The following is a 15,356-nucleotide window of genomic DNA, read 5'->3' as shown; positions in this document are numbered from 1 at the left end:
GGTAATCCCTGCGCGGCCCCGCTTTTCACATCGTCACGGACGCGGCAGCGAGGCCTCGACCAGCGCGGCCTGCTCGGCGTCGTGCATCTTGGCCGAGCCCACCGCCGGGGCGGCGGCGGCCGGGCGGGAGATCCGGCGGAGCCGGACGCCCTCCAGGTGCTCGAGCAGGTTGAGCGCCACGAACGACCAGGCGCCCTGGTTCGCCGGCTCCTCCTGGACCCAGGCGAAGTCCTCGGCGTTCGGGTACTGCGCGAGCAGCGACCGCAGGTCCTCGACGGGCAGCGGGTAGATCTGCTCCATCCGGATGATCGCGGTGTCGGTGATGCCGCGGTCGGCCCGCGCCTGCGCCAAGTCGTAGTAGACCTTGCCGGAGCAGAGCAGGACCCGCTTCACCGCGGTCGCGTCGAGCGGCGTGCCGTTGATCCCGGTGTCGCCGATCACCGGCTGGAACGTGCCCTCGGTGAACTCGTTCACCTGCGAGACGGCCGCCTTGTGGCGCAGCAGCGACTTCGGCGAGAAGACCACCAGCGGCTTGCGCTTGCTGCTCAGGGCCTGGCGGCGCAGCAGGTGGAAGTAGTTCGCCGGGGTGGTCGGGTTCGCCACCCGCATGTTGTCCTGCGCGCAGAGCTGCAGGAACCGCTCGGGGCGGCCGGACGAGTGGTCCGGCCCCTGGCCCTCCATGCCGTGCGGGAGCAGCAGCACCAGCGACGACTGCTGGCCCCACTTCACCTCGCCGGAGGAGAGGAACTCGTCCACGATCGACTGCGCGCCGTTGACGAAGTCACCGAACTGGGCCTCCCAGAGGACCAGCGCGTCCGGGTTCTCCACCGAGTACCCGTACTCGAAGCCCATCGCCGCGTACTCGCTGAGCAGCGAGTCGTGCACGAAGAACCGGGCGTTGCCGGTGGCCAGCGTGGAGATCGGCAGGAAGTCCTTGCCGGTCTTCGCGTCGACGATCGCGGCGTGCCGGGAGGTGAAGGTGCCGCGCCGGGAGTCCTGACCGGCGAGGCGGACCGTGACGCCCTGGTTCAGCAGCGAGCCGAACGCGATCAGCTCGCCGAAGCCCCAGTCGATGCCACCGTCGGTGGACATCTTGGCGCGCCGGTCCAGCAGCTGCTGGACCCGCTTGTGCGGGGTGAAGCCCTCGGGCAGCTCGACGTGCGCCTGGCCGACCGAGCGGACCACGCCCGCGTCGACGGCGGTCTGCACCTCGGGCTCGCTCTCCTCGATGAGGCTGTGCGGGCGGGGCGGGGTGCCGCCGGTGTCCCGGGTGGCCTTGAAGACCTCTTCGAGGCGGCCCTGGTAGTCGCGCAGCTGCTCCTCGGCCTCCTGCACGGTGATGTCGCCGCGGCCGATCAGCTCCTCGGTGTAGAGCTTCCGGACGCTGCGCTTGGTGTCGATGATCTGGTACATCCGCGGGTTGGTCATCGACGGGTCGTCGCCCTCGTTGTGACCGCGGCGGCGGTAGCAGATCATGTCGATCACGACGTCCTTGTTGAACGTCTGCCGGTACTCGAAGGCCAGCTTCGCGACCCGGACCACGGCCTCGGGGTCGTCGCCGTTCACGTGGAAGATCGGCGCCTGGATCATCCGGGCCACGTCGGTCGAGTACATCGACGAGCGGCTGTACTCCGGGGCGGTGGTGAAGCCGACCTGGTTGTTCACGATGACGTGCACCGTGCCACCGGTCCGGTAACCGCGCAGCTGGGACAGGTTCAGCGTCTCGGCGACCACGCCCTGGCCGGCGAACGCGGCGTCGCCGTGCACCAGCACCGGCAGCACCGTGTAGCCGTGCAGGCCCAGGTCGAGCCGGTCCTGCTTGGCCCGGACGATGCCCTCGAGCACCGGGTCCACGGCCTCCAGGTGCGACGGGTTGGCGACCACGCTGACCGTGGTGGAGTGCTCGCCGTCCGGCGTCGTGTACTTGCCGGTCTGGCCGAGGTGGTACTTGACGTCACCGGAGCCGTGCGCCGAGCGCGGGTCCATCTGACCCTCGAACTCGTTGAAGATCTTCTCGTACGGCTTGCCGACGATGTTGGTCAGCACGTTGAGCCGGCCGCGGTGGGCCATGCCGATGACCATCTCGTCGAGACCGGCCTCGGCCGACGACTGCAGGACCGCGTCGAGCAGCGGGATCAGCGACTCGCCGCCCTCCAGCGAGAATCGCTTCTGGCCGACGTACTTGGTCTGCAGGAAGGTCTCGAACGCCTCGCCGGCGTTGAGCCGGTGGAGGATGTGCTTCTGCTCCTCGGCGTCCGGCTTGGTGTACTTGACCTCGATGCGCTCCTGGACCCAGCGGCGCTCCTCCGGGTCCTGGATGTGCATGTACTCGATGCCGACCCGGCGGCAGTAGCTGTCCCGCAGCACGCCGAGCACGTCCCGCAGCTTCATCTTCTGCTTGCCGGCGAAGCCGCCGACCGGGAACGTCCGGTCCAGGTCCCACAGGGTCAGGCCGTGCTGCAGCACGTCCAGGTCGGGGTGCTTGCGGATGGTGAACTCGAGCGGGTCGGTGTCGGCCATCAGGTGACCGCGCACCCGGTACGCGTGGATCAGCTCGACCACCCGGGCGGCCTTGTCGATCTGCCCCTCGGAGGTCCGGGCCACGTCGCGCACCCAGCGGACCGGCTCGTACGGAATCCGCAGCGACGTGAAGATCTCGTCGTAGAAGCCGTGGTTGCCGAGCAGCAGCTCGTGCATCACCTTGAGGAACTCGCCGGACTGCGCGCCCTGGATGACCCGGTGGTCGTAGGTGCTGGTCAGCGTGGTGACCTTGCTGACGCCGAGCTCGGTGAGCATGTCGTCGCTCATCCCGGCGTACGGCGCCGGGTACTCCATCGCGCCGACGCCGATGATCGCGCTCTGGCCGTTCATCAGGCGCGGGATGGAATGGACGGTGCCGATGCCGCCGGGGTTGGTCAGCGAGATCGTGGTGCCGGAGTAGTCCTCCATGGTCAGCTCGTTGCGGCGGGCGCGCCGGACCACGTCCTCGTACGCCTGCCAGAACTGCCGGAAGTCCATCGACTCGCAGTTCTTGATGGACGGCACGACCAGCGTGCGGGAGCCGTCCTTCTTCGCCAGGTCGATCGCGATGCCCAGGTTGATGTGCTGCGGCTGGACCAGGTTGGGCTTGCCGTCGATCTCGGCGAAGGAGTTGTTCATCTCCGGGTGCTGCACGACCGCGCGGATCAGCGCCCACCCGATCAGGTGGGTGAAGCTGACCTTGCCACCGCGCCCGCGGGAGAGGTGGTTGTTGATCACGATGCGGTTGTCGACCATGAGCTTCGCCGGGACCGCGCGCACCGAGGTGGCGGTCGGGACCTCGAGCGAGGCCGACATGTTCTGCACGATCTTGGAGGCGACACCGCGCAGCGGGGTGGTCTTCGCCTCGCCGGTCGGGGCGCCGTTGGCCGACGGCTTCGGCGCTGCCTTCTCGACCGGGGCGGGTTTCGGCTTGGGCTCCGCCTTCGGCGCGGCGGCCGGGGTCACCGGCTTCGGCGGCGCGACAGTGGCCGCGGCGGGCGCGTCCGTGCCGGCTTTCGCGGCGGTCGCGGTGGCGTTGGCCGCCGTGGCCTCGTCCGGAGTCGCGATCGATCCCGATGCCATCGCCGGCTTGTAGTCGGCGAAGAAGTCGTGCCAGGCAGGGTCGACACTTGTCGGGTCGGCCAGGTATCGCTGGTACATCTCATCGACGATCCACTCGTTGGGACCGAAGTCCGCGAGTGGATTGTCCTGCGAAGTCTGCTGCGTCGACACTGCCGCGTTCGCCTCTTTCACCGTGTTTGTCATCACGTGACTGCTCCGTCACGCGGGACGGGTAGGATTCTCGGTCAAGGCTACGCCGTGTATGAGCGCCCTCCATCCGGACGTCCACTCTGTGACCAATCGCCTTGCCGGGTTGCTTCGCGCCACGAGATGTGAGCACCGTCTCGACCAGCGCATCCGTCCCTTTCGTGCCTGTCGCGCAGAAATTGTTTTCAGCCGACGGCGATCCAGGTGGCCCGTGCGACGGCCAGCCGGCGCCCGTCCGGGCCGTGCACGGCGGATTCCACGGTCGCCTTCCGCCCGGCGATCCCGGTGGCGGCGCCGACCACGACGCACTCCGCCCCGGGCTCCGGCAGGGCGTCGATCGCGGCGGTGATCCGCCCGAGGACGTATGCCCGGCCGCTCGCGATCACGGCCCAGCCGCCGGGGCAGTCCAGCGCCGCCCACATGGTCGGCTCGGTCACCTCGTCCGGAACCGTCCACGGCGCGGCGGCGCGCCCGTCCGGCAGCACCCCCGGAAAGATCCGCAGGCCGTCCGGGTGGTCCGGGCCGCAGACGAAACAGGTCGGGAAGGGGTGCCGGGTGAAGCCGGGAAAGCTCGCCGAGGCGGCCACCGCCTCGGCGTGCGGCACCGGCGGGACGCCCGCGCCGACCGTGCCCGGCTCGATCGAGGCGACGAGCGTCCCGCCGGCCCAGATCGCGTCGTCGCGCAGGTCGAGCTCGACCTCCAGCGGCGGCGGCACCCGCAGCGTCACCTGTGCCGGCCGCACGCCGGTGACCTGCGCGAAGACGCCCGCGCACCAGCCGCCGTTGCCGGTTCCGGGAGGTCCGTTGTATCGCGCCGGGATCAGCATCCACCGACCCTATCGACCGGCGCCGCACACGTCGTTCATCAACCGGTCACGCATCGCCACCTGAGCCGACACGCCATCGGCAGCTGTCACCCTTACACAGATCTCATGGCAGTTCTGATGACGGCCGCCGCACCCACCGGGACCAGCGGCTACACGCTCCTCATCGCGGACGACGCGAGCCTCGTCGAGGCCGCGCAGCGACTGCGTCACGACGTCTTCGCCGGCGAGCTCGGCGCCACACTGCCCGGGTCGGCCGGGCTCGACAGCGACGAGTTCGACGCGTACTGCGACCACCTGATCGTCCGGGACGACTCGACCGGCGAGGTGGTGGGCACGTACCGGATGCTCCCGCCCCGCGCCGCCGAGCTGGCCGGCCGCCGGTACGCGGACGCCGAGTTCGACCTGAGCGCCCTGCGGCCGCTGCGCGACCAGCTGGTCGAGATCGGCCGCTCCTGCGTGCACCCGGACCACCGCTCCGGGGCCGTGGTCAACCTGATGTGGGCCGGCATCGCCCGCTACCTGCATCTCAACAACCTGCGCTGGCTGGGCGGCTGTGCCTCGGTGCCGCTCACCGACGGTGGCGTGACGGCCGCCGGTGTCCGCGCGCGGATCACCGCGAAGCACCTCTCGCCACCGGCGCTGCGGGTGCGTCCGCGCCGCCCGTGGACCCCGGCCGAGGGCGTCACCGGCGACCCCAAGGTGGCGGTTCCGGCGCTGCTCCGCGGATATCTGCGGCTGGGCAGCTGGGTCTGCGGCGAGCCGGCCTTCGACCCCGACTTCGACTGCGCCGACTTCTACGTGCTCTTCTCGATGGACCGCCTGGACCCGCGGTACCGCCGGCACTTCCTGGGCGCGACGCGATGAACTGGCAGCCTGCGTCGGGCTGTGGCGACGGCTGCCGTCCCGGCGACGCGTCGCCGTCCACTCCGGTCACCGCCGCGCTGCGGGTGACCGGGCTGATCGCCGTACTCCTGATGGGTCTGCTGCCGGCGGCGCTGCTGCGTGGCGGCGCGTTGCGTGCCCTGCCCCGCGCCATCCTCGCGGTCCTCGGTGTCCGCCTGGTCTGGCGCGGTCCCGCGCCGCGCCCCGGCAGCCTGCTGGTCGCCAACCACGTCTCCTGGCTGGACGTCGTCGCGCTCCACGCGGCCGTCCCGGTGCGGCTGGTCGCGAAGCACGACGTGCGGCAGTGGCCGGCGATCGGCGCGACAGCGGGCCGCAGCGGCGCCATCTTCATCGACCGGAACCGGCCGAAGTCGCTGCCGCAGACGGTGGGCGAGGTGGCTGCCGCGCTGCGCGCCGGGCGGTCGGTCGCGGTGTTTCCCGAGGGTACGACGTACTGCGGCACCGAGAGTGGGGCGTTTCGTCCCGCTCTCTTCCAGGCCGCGATCGACTCCGGCGCGCCGGTGGTCCCGATCTCGATCAGCTACGACTCGACCGAGGCGGCGTTCGTCGGCGCGGACACGCTCTGGGGTTCGGTGCTGCGGGTGGCCCGGGTCCGCCGGCTGACCGTCACACTGGTGGCCGCTCCCGCGCTGCGGCCGGAGTCCGGCGCCGGACGGCGTGCGCTGGCCCGCGCCGCGCAGGCCAGCCTGGGCGGGAGGGGCTACCGCCTGGCAGCGTGACTCGCTCTCACAGATAATTTTCAGCAACTGTGCAGCGGAGCTGCAGCGGGTGGAGAAACAATGGCGCCATGGCCGCCCAGACCCAGCCCAAGCAGAGCGAGGCGAAACTGCTCGTCGTCGAGGACGATGCGAACATCCTCGAGCTGCTCTCCGCCAGCCTGCGCTTCGCCGGGTTCGACGTCACCACCGCGACCAGTGGCAGTGCGGCCGTCAGCGCCGCGCGCAACTCCGCGCCTGATCTCGTCGTGCTCGACGTCATGCTTCCCGACCTCGACGGTTTCGAGGTCATCCGTCTGATGCGCGAGGGTGGGCAGCGCACCCCGGTGGTCTTCCTGACCGCCCGCGACGGCACCGACGACAAGATCCGTGGGCTCACGCTCGGCGGCGACGACTACGTCACCAAGCCGTTCAGCCTGGAGGAGCTCACCGCCCGGATCCGGGCGGTGCTGCGCCGCACCACGGCCGGCGAGGAGCAGCCGTCCCGGCTCGTCTTCGCCGACCTGGAGCTGGACGAGGAGACCCACGAGGTCTACCGGGCGGGCAGCCGGGTGCAGCTCTCGCCGACCGAGTTCAAGCTGCTGCGTTACCTGATGCTCAACGCCAACCGGGTGCTCTCCAAGGCGCAGATCCTGGACCACGTCTGGAAATACGATTTCCGCGGTGACGACAACATCGTCGAGTCCTACATCTCGTACCTGCGGCGGAAGGTGGACAACGTGCAGCCGCGACTGATCCACACCCTGCGCGGCGTGGGTTACGTGCTGCGCAAGCCCGCCGTCTAGGCGCGGGCATGAAACTCGCCGAGCGGGTGAGGGGCGCGATCCCGCCGCACCCCAACCTGCGCAAGATCTCGCTGCGCACCAAGCTCGTCGCCTCGGTGCTCGTGCTGGTCTTCGCCGCGCTCACGCTGATCAGCGCGACGAGCACGTACGCGCTGAACACCTACCTGATCAGCCGGATGGACGACCAGCTCAAGCGGTTCGCGCTGGCCCGGCTCAAGGCGGGCGGCTCGGACACCATCCGGATCGTGCTGCCGTCCGACTACCTGACCACCACCACGTCGGTGAGCGGCGTGGGCCGCACCCGCATCCTGGTCGGCGGGGACTACACCGACAACCAGCTCCCGGAGATCCTCACCGGCGTCGACGAGATCAACAAGCACGACGGGACGCCGTACACGACGAGGTCGGTCGACGGCACGCTGACCTGGCGGATGCTCGTGGTCCGCACCGACAACGACTCGGCGCTCTACGTCGGCCAGCGCATGTCCGGCGTGGACGCGGTGATCGCCTGGCTGGTCTGGGTCGACTTCCTGGTCGGCGGCGCGGTGCTGGTGGCGCTCGCCGCGATCGGCGCGGCGCTGGTCCGGCAGACGCTGATCCCCCTCGTGCAGATCGAGCGGACGGCCGCGGCGATCGGCGCCGGCGACCTGACCCGCCGGGTGCCCGACCCGGAGGAGAACGACGGCGAGCCCACCACCGAGCTGGGCCGGCTGTCCCGCGCGCTGAACGCGATGCTCGCCCAGATCGAGGCGGCGTTCCAGGCCCGCGCGCAGTCCGAGCAGGCCGCCCTCGCGGCCGAGCAGTCGGCGCGCGAGGCGGCCGAGGCGGCCAAGGGCTCCGAGGCGCGGGCGCTGGAGTCCGAGCAGAAGATGCGGCAGTTCGTCGCGGACGCCTCGCACGAGCTGCGCACGCCGCTCACCACGATCCGCGGGTTCGCCGAGCTGTACCGGCAGGGGGCGGTCTCCGACCCGGACGCGGTGGCCCGGCTGGTCCGGCGGATCGAGGACGAAGCGGCCCGGATGGGCCTGCTCGTGGAGGACCTGCTGCTGCTGGCCCGGCTCGACCGGGAGCGGCCGCTCACGCTCGCCCCGGTGGAGCTGCCGGTGCTCGCCCTGGACGCGGTGCAGGCCGCCGAGGCGACGGCGCCGGACCGGGAGATCAGCCTGGAGGTGCGCGACGAGCCGGAGCGGCTGGTGGCGTACGGGGACGACGCCCGGCTGCGCCAGGTGATCGGCAACCTGATGACCAACGCGCTGGTGCACACGCCGGCGGACGCGAGCGTGACGCTGCGGCTGCACGCCGGCGAGGGTGACACCGCTGTGGTCGAGGTGGCGGACACCGGGCCGGGGCTCGGAGCGGAACAGCGGGAACGGGTTTTCGAGCGGTTCTACCGGGCAGACGAGGCACGGACCCGGAACACCACCCGGGAGGCCACCGGGACCGGGCTGGGCCTCGCGATCGTGGCGGCAATCGTACGCGCGCACCAAGGTTCCGTGGAGGTTCTGTCCGAAGATGGCAAAGGAACGACGTTCCGCGTCACTTTGCCGACCATAAATCCGGACAAAAGCTTCACAGAAAACGTCCAGGAGTAACACAGTTCGGTACGAGTACGACGGGGCAGAGTTAAGCGCATGAACGAAAACGAGACCGACCCGCGGCCCGCGGACGCCGACGCTGAGAACAGCGCGGCGCGGGTGGAGTCTGAGCAGCCGACCGCCGCGCAGCCGACGGTTGCCGCGCAGTCCGCCGCTCACCAGTCCGCGGCACCCCACACTCCGGCTGCCCAGCCGCAGCCCAGCCAGCCGCAGCCCACCCAGCCGCCGAGCCCGTGGGCCGCCCAGCCCGCTTCGGTCCAGCCCGCGTCGGCCCAGCCCGCGTCGGCTCAGCCGGCTTCGGCCCAGCCCGCGTCGGCCCAGCCGGCTTACGCGCAGACCGCGTCCGGGCAGCCCTATGGCTCACCCGAGCCGGTGACCGGCCAGCCCTACGCGGCCTACGGGCACCAGCACCAGGGTTACCCGGCGCACGGCTACGCCGGTTACCAGCAGCCCGGCTACCAGGACTACGCGCAGCAGGCGGCGTACTCGTCGGCCTGGCAGCCCGGCGGCACCGCGACCGCCGAGGGCGTCCCGGTCTGGGCCCAGCCCGGCGGCGAGCAGCGGCGCTCCGGCCGCGGCCGCAAGATCCTCCTGGCCGGTGCGGCCGCCGTGGTGATCGCGCTCGGAGCGGGCGGGGTCGGCGCCGCGACCGCACTGGCCCTCGACGACGGCAGCACCGCGCCGAGCGCGCAGACCAGCAACTCCTCGGTCACCCGCGTGGTCGACCGGTCGTCGCTCGCCGAGATCGCCGCGGCGGTCCAGGACAGCGTCGTCTCGATCACCACCGGCTCCGGCGAGGGCTCCGGCGTGGTGCTCAGCGCCGACGGCTACATCGTGACCAACAACCACGTGGTCTCGACCGCGCAGGGCGAGTCGGTCAACATCATCTTCGCGGACGGGACGAAGGCCACCGCCACGGTCGTCGGCACCGACCCGCGCACCGACCTGGCCGTGGTCAAGGCCACCGGCGTCGCCGACCTCAAAGAGGCCAAGTTCGGGGACAGCTCGCAGAGCCAGGTCGGCGACACCGTCCTGGCCCTGGGCAGCCCGCTCGGCCTGGAGGGCTCGGTGACCGCCGGCATCATCAGCGCCAAGGACCGCACCATCCAGTCCGGCGGCGAGGAGGAGCAGGAGACCCCGCAGAGCCCGTTCGGCGGCCAGCAGCAACAGCAGCAGTCGGCGACGCAGACGATGACCGGCCTGCTGCAGACCGACGCGCCGATCAACCCGGGCAACTCCGGTGGCGCGCTCGTCAACACGAACGGCGAGGTCATCGGCATCAACTCGGCGATCGCCACCTCCGGGTCGAGCTCCGGCAACATCGGTCTCGGCTTCGCGATCCCGAGCAACAAGGCGGTCGACGTGGCGAACGCGCTGATGCAGGGCAAGAAGGTCAGCCACCCGGCTCTCGGCGTCAGCGTGACCGACGGGGAGAACGGCGGCGCCCTGGTCAGCAGCGTCACGCAGAACAGCGCGGCCGCCAAGGCCGGCCTGCAGCAGGGCGACGTGGTGACCAAGGTCGACGGCAAGGCGATCGACGAGTCGGACGACCTGGTGGCAGCGGTTCAGGCCGGCACCGTCGGCCAGAAGATGTCGATCACTTTCACCCGCAACGGCAGCGAGAAGACCGTCACGGTGACGCTGCAAGAGGCGCAGTAACCAGAGCTTTCCCGCTACGGCGGGTGACGTGACCCGGGGGTGGGCGCGTCACCCGCCGTATTCCTATCTATGCCGCGATTCAGGACCTTTAGCGACCAACGGGCTACTTTTGCCGCCGGGGACTCGCGTTTGCCCAGGCGACCGCCTAATCTCCATTCGCCCTTTGGGCGTCGTCTGGAGTGAGAGGCCCCGCGAGTTGACCTACGTCGAACCCCGGACCAACGTCTGGGAAGCCCTGGCCGGGCGAGCACCCGGGGTGCCGTCCGGGCCGGCCGACGCCGGGGTCTGGCACAGGGTCGCCGACCGGCTGGACCCGTCCGGGGCCCGCCCGGTGCTGCGCGCCGGCATCGAGGTCCGGCATCGGGCCACGGTGCGCGGCGGGCGTTACGTCATGCTCCGCTCGCCGGAGGAGGGCGGACGGGCGTCGTACCTTCGGCTGGGCCCGGAGGAGTACCAGCTCGCCCTGATGATGGACGGCTCGTCCACGGTCGCCCGGCTGGTCGCGGAGTTCGCCCGGATCGCCGGGCGGCTCGCCCCCGACCAGGTCCGCCGGGTGGTCGCCGACCTGGCCGCCAACCGGATGCTGGAAGAGCTTCCGGTGGACGCGTTCCGGCCGCTGCGCGAGATGCGCCGGGAACCCCTGCCGAAACTCCTCGGCGGGTCGCTCGCCGCCGCCGCGCGGGGGCGCCGGATCCTCTCCGCCGACGTCGACGGCCTGGTCGGCGCGGCCTATCAGCGCGCGGGACGGCTGCTCTTCACCCGGGTGGCGTTCTGGATCGGCGTGGCCTTCGCGGTCGCCGGGGTGGGGCTGTTCGCGGCCACCTGGCAGCGCGGCAGCCTGTCACTCTTTCTGGTGGGTGACTCCTACCTCCTCGGCGCTGTCGTCCTGGTGTTACTCAACGTGCTGGTGCTCGCGGCTCAGGAGTGCGGTCACGCGCTCGCCGCGAAACGGGTCGGGCGCGAGGTCCCGGCCGCCGGCCTGATGCTCAAGTTCGGCATCCCCTCGGTCTTCGTCGACACCAGCGACGTCTGGATGGCGGGCCGCCGTGCCCGGATCGCCGTCACCGCCGCGGGTCCGGCCGCCGCGCTCGGCCTGGCCGGCCTGGCCCAGGTGATCGGCCTCGCCGTGCCAGCGACCGGTGGCGTGGCGTTCAAGCTGGCGTTCCTCTTCTACCTGCACACGTTCTTCAATCTGAGCCCGCTGCTGCCGCTCGACGGTCATTACCTGCTGATGGACTGGCTGGAGATCCCCGACCTGCGGGCCCGCGCCCTGACCTGGCTCTCCGGCCGGCTGCGGCTGCGCGGCCCCCGATGGTCGGCGCTGGACCGGGAGGGCCGGCTCGTCGCGCTCTACGCCCTGCTCGGCCTGCTCTGGCTGGCCGTCGCGGCGGGCCTCGGCGGCCGGCTCTGGACCGACCGGGTGCGTGGCCTGGCCGTCGGTCTCTGGCACGAGGGCGTTCTCGCCCGCCTGCTGCTGATCGCGATCGTGCTGGGCCTGGCCGCCCCGATGCTCTACGCCCTGCTCGGCCGCCTCGCCGCTGCCGGGCGTCTCGCCCGGCAGCGGGCCGCCGAACGGGACCGGGACGCCGACCTGCCGCGCCGCCTGGCCGCGCTGCACGCCTCGGAGCTGGGCGGCCTGCCCGAGCCGGCGCTGCACGAGCTGGCCGCGCACGCCCGCTGGCAGCACCCGCGGACCGGTCGTCAGCTGGTCCGTTCCGGCGAGCTCCCGGCCACCGTCCTGGTGGTCGCCGACGGCGCGCTGCACGGCCGCCGCCCCGGCGATCCGGGCGGCACGATCCGGCACCACGCCGGTCCGGGCGGGGTGGTCGGCCTGGCCGGCGCGCTCACCGGCCGCGCCGCGCAGCTGGACTGGTTCGCCGCCGCCGGCGCGACGCTGCTCGTGGCCCCGGCCGATGCCGTCGCCGCCGTGGTCGGCCCGATGCCCGGCCCGCCGCCGATGGAGCGCGAGGAGGCGGAAGCGCTCTTCGCCGACACCCCGGCGCTCGCCGCGCTCGAGGACGACCAGCGTCTCGCGCTGATCACCGCGGCGTACCCGGCGGACCTGGAACCCGGCGTGCCGGTGATCCTGCCCGGACCCACCCATGCCGTGGTGGTCGAGTCCGGCGTGATCGCCATGCCGGACGGCACCGAGCTGCGGCGCGGCACACTGGTCGGGCCGGTCGGCGACGGCAGTCCCGGTGCGGTCGCGCAGACCCGTACCCCGGTCCGGCTCTGGATCATGCCGGACGCCTCGGACCTGCCGCCCCTGGTCGGCGTGCACGGCCCCGGCGTCCCGATGCCGTCGCTGCGGCCGAGCGCGCCTGTCGCGGTCCGCCCCGGCGCCGGCCATCCGCCGCTTGCCGTCCCGCCCGGCCCGCCGCCACCGCCCACCGAGTACGACGTGGACCGTCACTTCGAGCGGCGGATGTGGGCCTTCGCCAGTGTCCTGCTGGTGTTCGTCCTGGTCAGTGTGGCGCTCAACGTCAAACCGGGCCCGGCCTGGGCGGAGATGCCGGCCGAGCGGGTGCTGCTCACCGTGGAACGCGGCCAGACCCTCACGGACCGGACCATGGTGCAGGCGGGCGGCCGCCGCTACATCGAGGCCGGTGCGCAGATCAGGGTGCCGGAGGCCGGGCGGGCGACGCTGACGTTCCCGGGCGGCGCGACGGTGGTGCTCTGCGCCGGTTCGTCCACCCAGCTGGACCGCGCCGAGGTGGCGCGCGGCCGGACGTCGTCGCCGTCCGGCCGGCTGGCCCTCGGCAGCGGCCGGGTGCTGGCCGACACGGCGAGCACGAGCGGGGCGTACCGGCCGCTCGCGCTGACCGTGCTGCGCACCCAGGGCGACGTGGTGAACGACGGCCGCTCCTGGTTCGCGGCGGACCCGGTCGCGGTCACCGTCGCGAAGGGGACGGTGACCGTCGGCGGCGCCGCGAGCCCGGCTTCCGGCGAGAGCCTGACCTGCGGCGACGGTGTGGTGGTCACGCCGCCGGCGGCCGGTCCGAGCGACGAGCCGACAGAGGAGGGCACGTTCCCGCCGGAGCCGAGCGTGACCCCGTCGGAGACCGGTTCCCCGGAGGTCACCTCGACCACCCCGGCGCCGGACCGCACCACGACGAGCCGCACACCCAGCCGCGCCGCGACGACGGCCACCAGCCGCCCGTCCGCCACGTCCCGGCCCCCGTCGGCCCGCCCCACGCCGAGCCGTTCCAGCGCCACCGCCCCGAGCACCGCCCCGACGACCGACGACCCGACGGACGACCCCACCGACGACCCGACCGACGACCCCACGGACGACCCCACCGAGGACCCGACCGACGACCCCACTTCGGCCGAACCCACCACCGAAACCTCCGCCGGCTGACATTCCCCGCCCCGGCGCGGACGAAGGAGGAACCACCGATGCTCTGCTGGTTCTGCGCCGAGGGGGCACGCGCCACGTGCCGGTTCTGCGGACGGGCGGTGTGCGCGGAGCACGCCCGCTTCGGCCCGTACCTCCTGGAGATCAGCCGCTCGGTGCTCCGCGACCGGGCCGAGGCGCTGGTGGTCGAGGACGCGGTCCAGTGCGGCACCTGCCGCCCGCGCCCCCAGCCGGTCGCGATGCCCGAGCTCGATTGACGAACCCCGCCGGGGTACGCGCCACACCTCCCCAACCGCACCGATCCCGTCCCCGGGAGTCCGCGCGGCCACCAGCGGTGGTCCGGGCCGTCCGGCGACTTTCGCTACCGGTGCCAGGCAAGGCCGCCGATGCCCGGCATTCCCGCCGGCGCCCACGATGCGGAGGCGCTCGGCCGTGCGAGCCCCGTCCGAGCGCGGCGCTCCTCAACGGGGGCGGTTCCGACGAATCCGTCCGTCAGGGGCGGTCGAAGCCGGTGAGCCGTAGCCGAGGCAGGTCATAACGCGGTCTGACATGCGTGACCGACGGCTGGCCGGGGCGAGCCGTAGCTGGTGCAGCAAATCAGGCCTTGATCACCGCGCTCAGCTACGGCTGGGTCCGGTGAGCCGTAGCTGACGCAGGTTGCGTGGCTTGCGGGGGTGTGTGGGCTACGGCCGGGCCTGGCGAGCCGTAGTTGACGCAGGTCATGCGGCCGGCTGGGGTGTCTGGGCTACGGCTCGGGCTGGGGCGCGCCGGATGATCGGTGCTGGGTCGTGGCGGGAGCGGGTGCCGGGCCGTGCGGGGACGCCGGTGCCGGCGGCGGTGCCGGGCCGTGCGGGGACGCCGGTGCCGGCGGCGGTGCCGGGCCGTGCGGGGACGCCGGTGCCGGCGGCGGAGTGAGCCGGCGGGAGGGGCGTCAGTCGCCCGGATGGGGCGGGACGGATTGGTGCGGTTGGGGAGGTTCGGCCCGTACCGGGGGAGGGGTTCAGCCTGCGTTGGTGTAGGGCGACGCGGTCGTGGTGATCGCCTTTCGGAGGATCGATTTCGGACGGGCGCCCACGAGAGTGTTCGTCAGGACGCCCTCGATGAAGAAGAGCAGGGTGGGCATGGAGTGCACGCGATAGTCCCGGGTGCTCGCCGGGTTGGCGTCCACATCAAGCGTGACAATGCGGACCTGACCCGCGAATTCGTCGGCCAGCTCGCTCAGGACCCGGGTCAGCGGGCCGCACGGAGGGCACCACTCGGCCCAGAAGTCGACGATGACCGGGATCGGGGAGGCCAGTACGAGCTCCGCGAAGTTCTGATCAGTGGCGGTCAGCAGGGATTCATCAGGCATCGGATCTCCCGGTGTTCGATCGCTTGGTTCAGCTGGTCGTGCAGGCGTTGCCGGACGTCGGTGAGCTGGGTGAGGTATCCGTCCACCTCGGCCAGACGGCGGCGCAGCACGGCGACCGCGTCGGGACAGACGTGGCCGGCCTCGTTGCCGGCGCGCAGGCAGTCGACGAACGGCTTGATGTCGTCGAGCCCGAAGCCGTCGGCCAGCAGCGTGCGGATCTCGTGCACCACGCGGAGTTCGGCGTCGTCGTACTGCCGGTAGCCGTTCGCGTCGCGCCGGGGCCGCACGAGCCCCTGCTCCTCGTAGTAGCGCAGCGTGCGCGGGCTGGTGCCGGCCCGCTCGGCGAGCTCTCCGATCAGCATGCGCCCGACGT

At 72.1% G+C, this 15,356-nt stretch carries 11 protein-coding genes; 7 read left to right on the top strand and 4 right to left on the bottom strand.

Annotated features, from left to right (window positions below; genetic code table 11):
• Positions 1–33: 33 nt before the first annotated feature.
• Together AB0F72_RS14915 and AB0F72_RS14910 are read right to left on the bottom strand one after the other, a co-directional pair.
• Positions 34–3,753, bottom strand: a complete 3,720-nt coding sequence (locus AB0F72_RS14915) for a multifunctional oxoglutarate decarboxylase/oxoglutarate dehydrogenase thiamine pyrophosphate-binding subunit/dihydrolipoyllysine-residue succinyltransferase subunit (RefSeq protein WP_360430757.1) — start codon at positions 3,751–3,753, stop codon at positions 34–36.
• Between the two features lie 221 nt (positions 3,754–3,974).
• A complete protein-coding gene (locus tag AB0F72_RS14910) occupies positions 3,975–4,616 on the bottom strand; it encodes a hypothetical protein (RefSeq protein WP_360430523.1) in 642 nt (213 codons plus the stop codon).
• Between the two features lie 105 nt (positions 4,617–4,721).
• On the opposite strand from AB0F72_RS14910, the gene AB0F72_RS14905 reads away from it, so the two are divergent.
• From AB0F72_RS14905 to AB0F72_RS14875, 7 genes are all read left to right on the top strand, one after another.
• On the top strand, positions 4,722–5,480 hold the full coding sequence (locus AB0F72_RS14905) for a GNAT family N-acyltransferase (protein ID WP_360430521.1): 759 nt from the start codon (positions 4,722–4,724) through the stop codon (positions 5,478–5,480).
• Positions 5,477–6,238: a lysophospholipid acyltransferase family protein gene (locus AB0F72_RS14900; RefSeq protein ID WP_360430519.1), complete on the top strand. Its 762-nt coding sequence runs from the start codon at positions 5,477–5,479 to the stop codon at positions 6,236–6,238. The genes AB0F72_RS14905 and AB0F72_RS14900 overlap by 4 nt, the downstream gene beginning before the upstream one ends.
• 68 nt (positions 6,239–6,306) lie before the next feature.
• Entirely contained in the window at positions 6,307–7,020 is a 714-nt protein-coding gene (locus tag AB0F72_RS14895) for a response regulator transcription factor (RefSeq protein ID WP_360430517.1), read from the top strand.
• 8 nt (positions 7,021–7,028) lie between these two features.
• Positions 7,029–8,612: an ATP-binding protein gene (locus AB0F72_RS14890; protein WP_360430515.1), complete on the top strand. Its 1,584-nt coding sequence runs from the start codon at positions 7,029–7,031 to the stop codon at positions 8,610–8,612.
• 39 nt (positions 8,613–8,651) lie between these two features.
• Positions 8,652–10,274, top strand: coding sequence for a trypsin-like peptidase domain-containing protein (locus tag AB0F72_RS14885; RefSeq protein WP_360430513.1), 1,623 nt, complete (start codon positions 8,652–8,654; stop codon positions 10,272–10,274).
• Positions 10,275–10,470: 196 nt separating this feature from the next.
• Positions 10,471–13,635, top strand: a complete 3,165-nt coding sequence (locus tag AB0F72_RS14880; protein WP_360430511.1) for a cyclic nucleotide-binding protein — start codon at positions 10,471–10,473, stop codon at positions 13,633–13,635.
• A 38-nt stretch (positions 13,636–13,673) separates the two neighbouring features.
• Positions 13,674–13,889, top strand: coding sequence for a hypothetical protein (locus tag AB0F72_RS14875; RefSeq protein WP_014447374.1), 216 nt, complete (start codon positions 13,674–13,676; stop codon positions 13,887–13,889).
• Between the two features lie 743 nt (positions 13,890–14,632).
• Here AB0F72_RS14875 and AB0F72_RS14870 read toward each other — a convergent pair.
• Together AB0F72_RS14870 and AB0F72_RS14865 are read right to left on the bottom strand one after the other, a co-directional pair.
• The gene (locus AB0F72_RS14870) at positions 14,633–14,983 is read right to left on the bottom strand and encodes a thioredoxin domain-containing protein (protein WP_360430509.1); all 351 of its coding nucleotides are present in this window, start codon (positions 14,981–14,983) and stop codon (positions 14,633–14,635) included.
• Positions 14,962–15,345, bottom strand: a complete 384-nt coding sequence (locus tag AB0F72_RS14865) for a MerR family transcriptional regulator (protein ID WP_360430507.1) — start codon at positions 15,343–15,345, stop codon at positions 14,962–14,964. Before AB0F72_RS14865 ends, AB0F72_RS14870 begins: the two co-directional genes overlap by 22 nt.
• Between the last annotated feature and the right edge of the window lie 11 nt (positions 15,346–15,356).

It is taken from the genome of Actinoplanes sp. NPDC023936, assembly GCF_040639325.1.
Taxonomy (GTDB): Bacteria; Actinomycetota; Actinomycetes; order Mycobacteriales; family Micromonosporaceae; genus Actinoplanes.
Note: the sequence above shows the minus strand (reverse complement) of the source record. Positions and strands in the feature narration are given on the sequence as shown.

Excerpts from the sequence above, each read along its gene's own strand:
- AB0F72_RS14910 (WP_360430523.1), bottom strand. The coding sequence starts at position 4,616 with ATGCTGATCCCGGCGCGATACAACGGACCTCCCGGAACCGGCAACGGC.
- AB0F72_RS14905 (WP_360430521.1), top strand. The coding sequence starts at position 4,722 with ATGGCAGTTCTGATGACGGCCGCCGCACCCACCGGGACCAGCGGCTAC.
- AB0F72_RS14900 (WP_360430519.1), top strand. The coding sequence starts at position 5,477 with ATGAACTGGCAGCCTGCGTCGGGCTGTGGCGACGGCTGCCGTCCCGGC.
- AB0F72_RS14895 (WP_360430517.1), top strand. The coding sequence starts at position 6,307 with ATGGCCGCCCAGACCCAGCCCAAGCAGAGCGAGGCGAAACTGCTCGTC.
- AB0F72_RS14890 (WP_360430515.1), top strand. The coding sequence starts at position 7,029 with ATGAAACTCGCCGAGCGGGTGAGGGGCGCGATCCCGCCGCACCCCAAC.
- AB0F72_RS14885 (WP_360430513.1), top strand. The coding sequence starts at position 8,652 with ATGAACGAAAACGAGACCGACCCGCGGCCCGCGGACGCCGACGCTGAG.
- AB0F72_RS14875 (WP_014447374.1), top strand. The coding sequence starts at position 13,674 with ATGCTCTGCTGGTTCTGCGCCGAGGGGGCACGCGCCACGTGCCGGTTC.
- AB0F72_RS14870 (WP_360430509.1), bottom strand. The coding sequence starts at position 14,983 with ATGCCTGATGAATCCCTGCTGACCGCCACTGATCAGAACTTCGCGGAG.
- AB0F72_RS14865 (WP_360430507.1), bottom strand. The coding sequence starts at position 15,345 with ATGCTGATCGGAGAGCTCGCCGAGCGGGCCGGCACCAGCCCGCGCACG.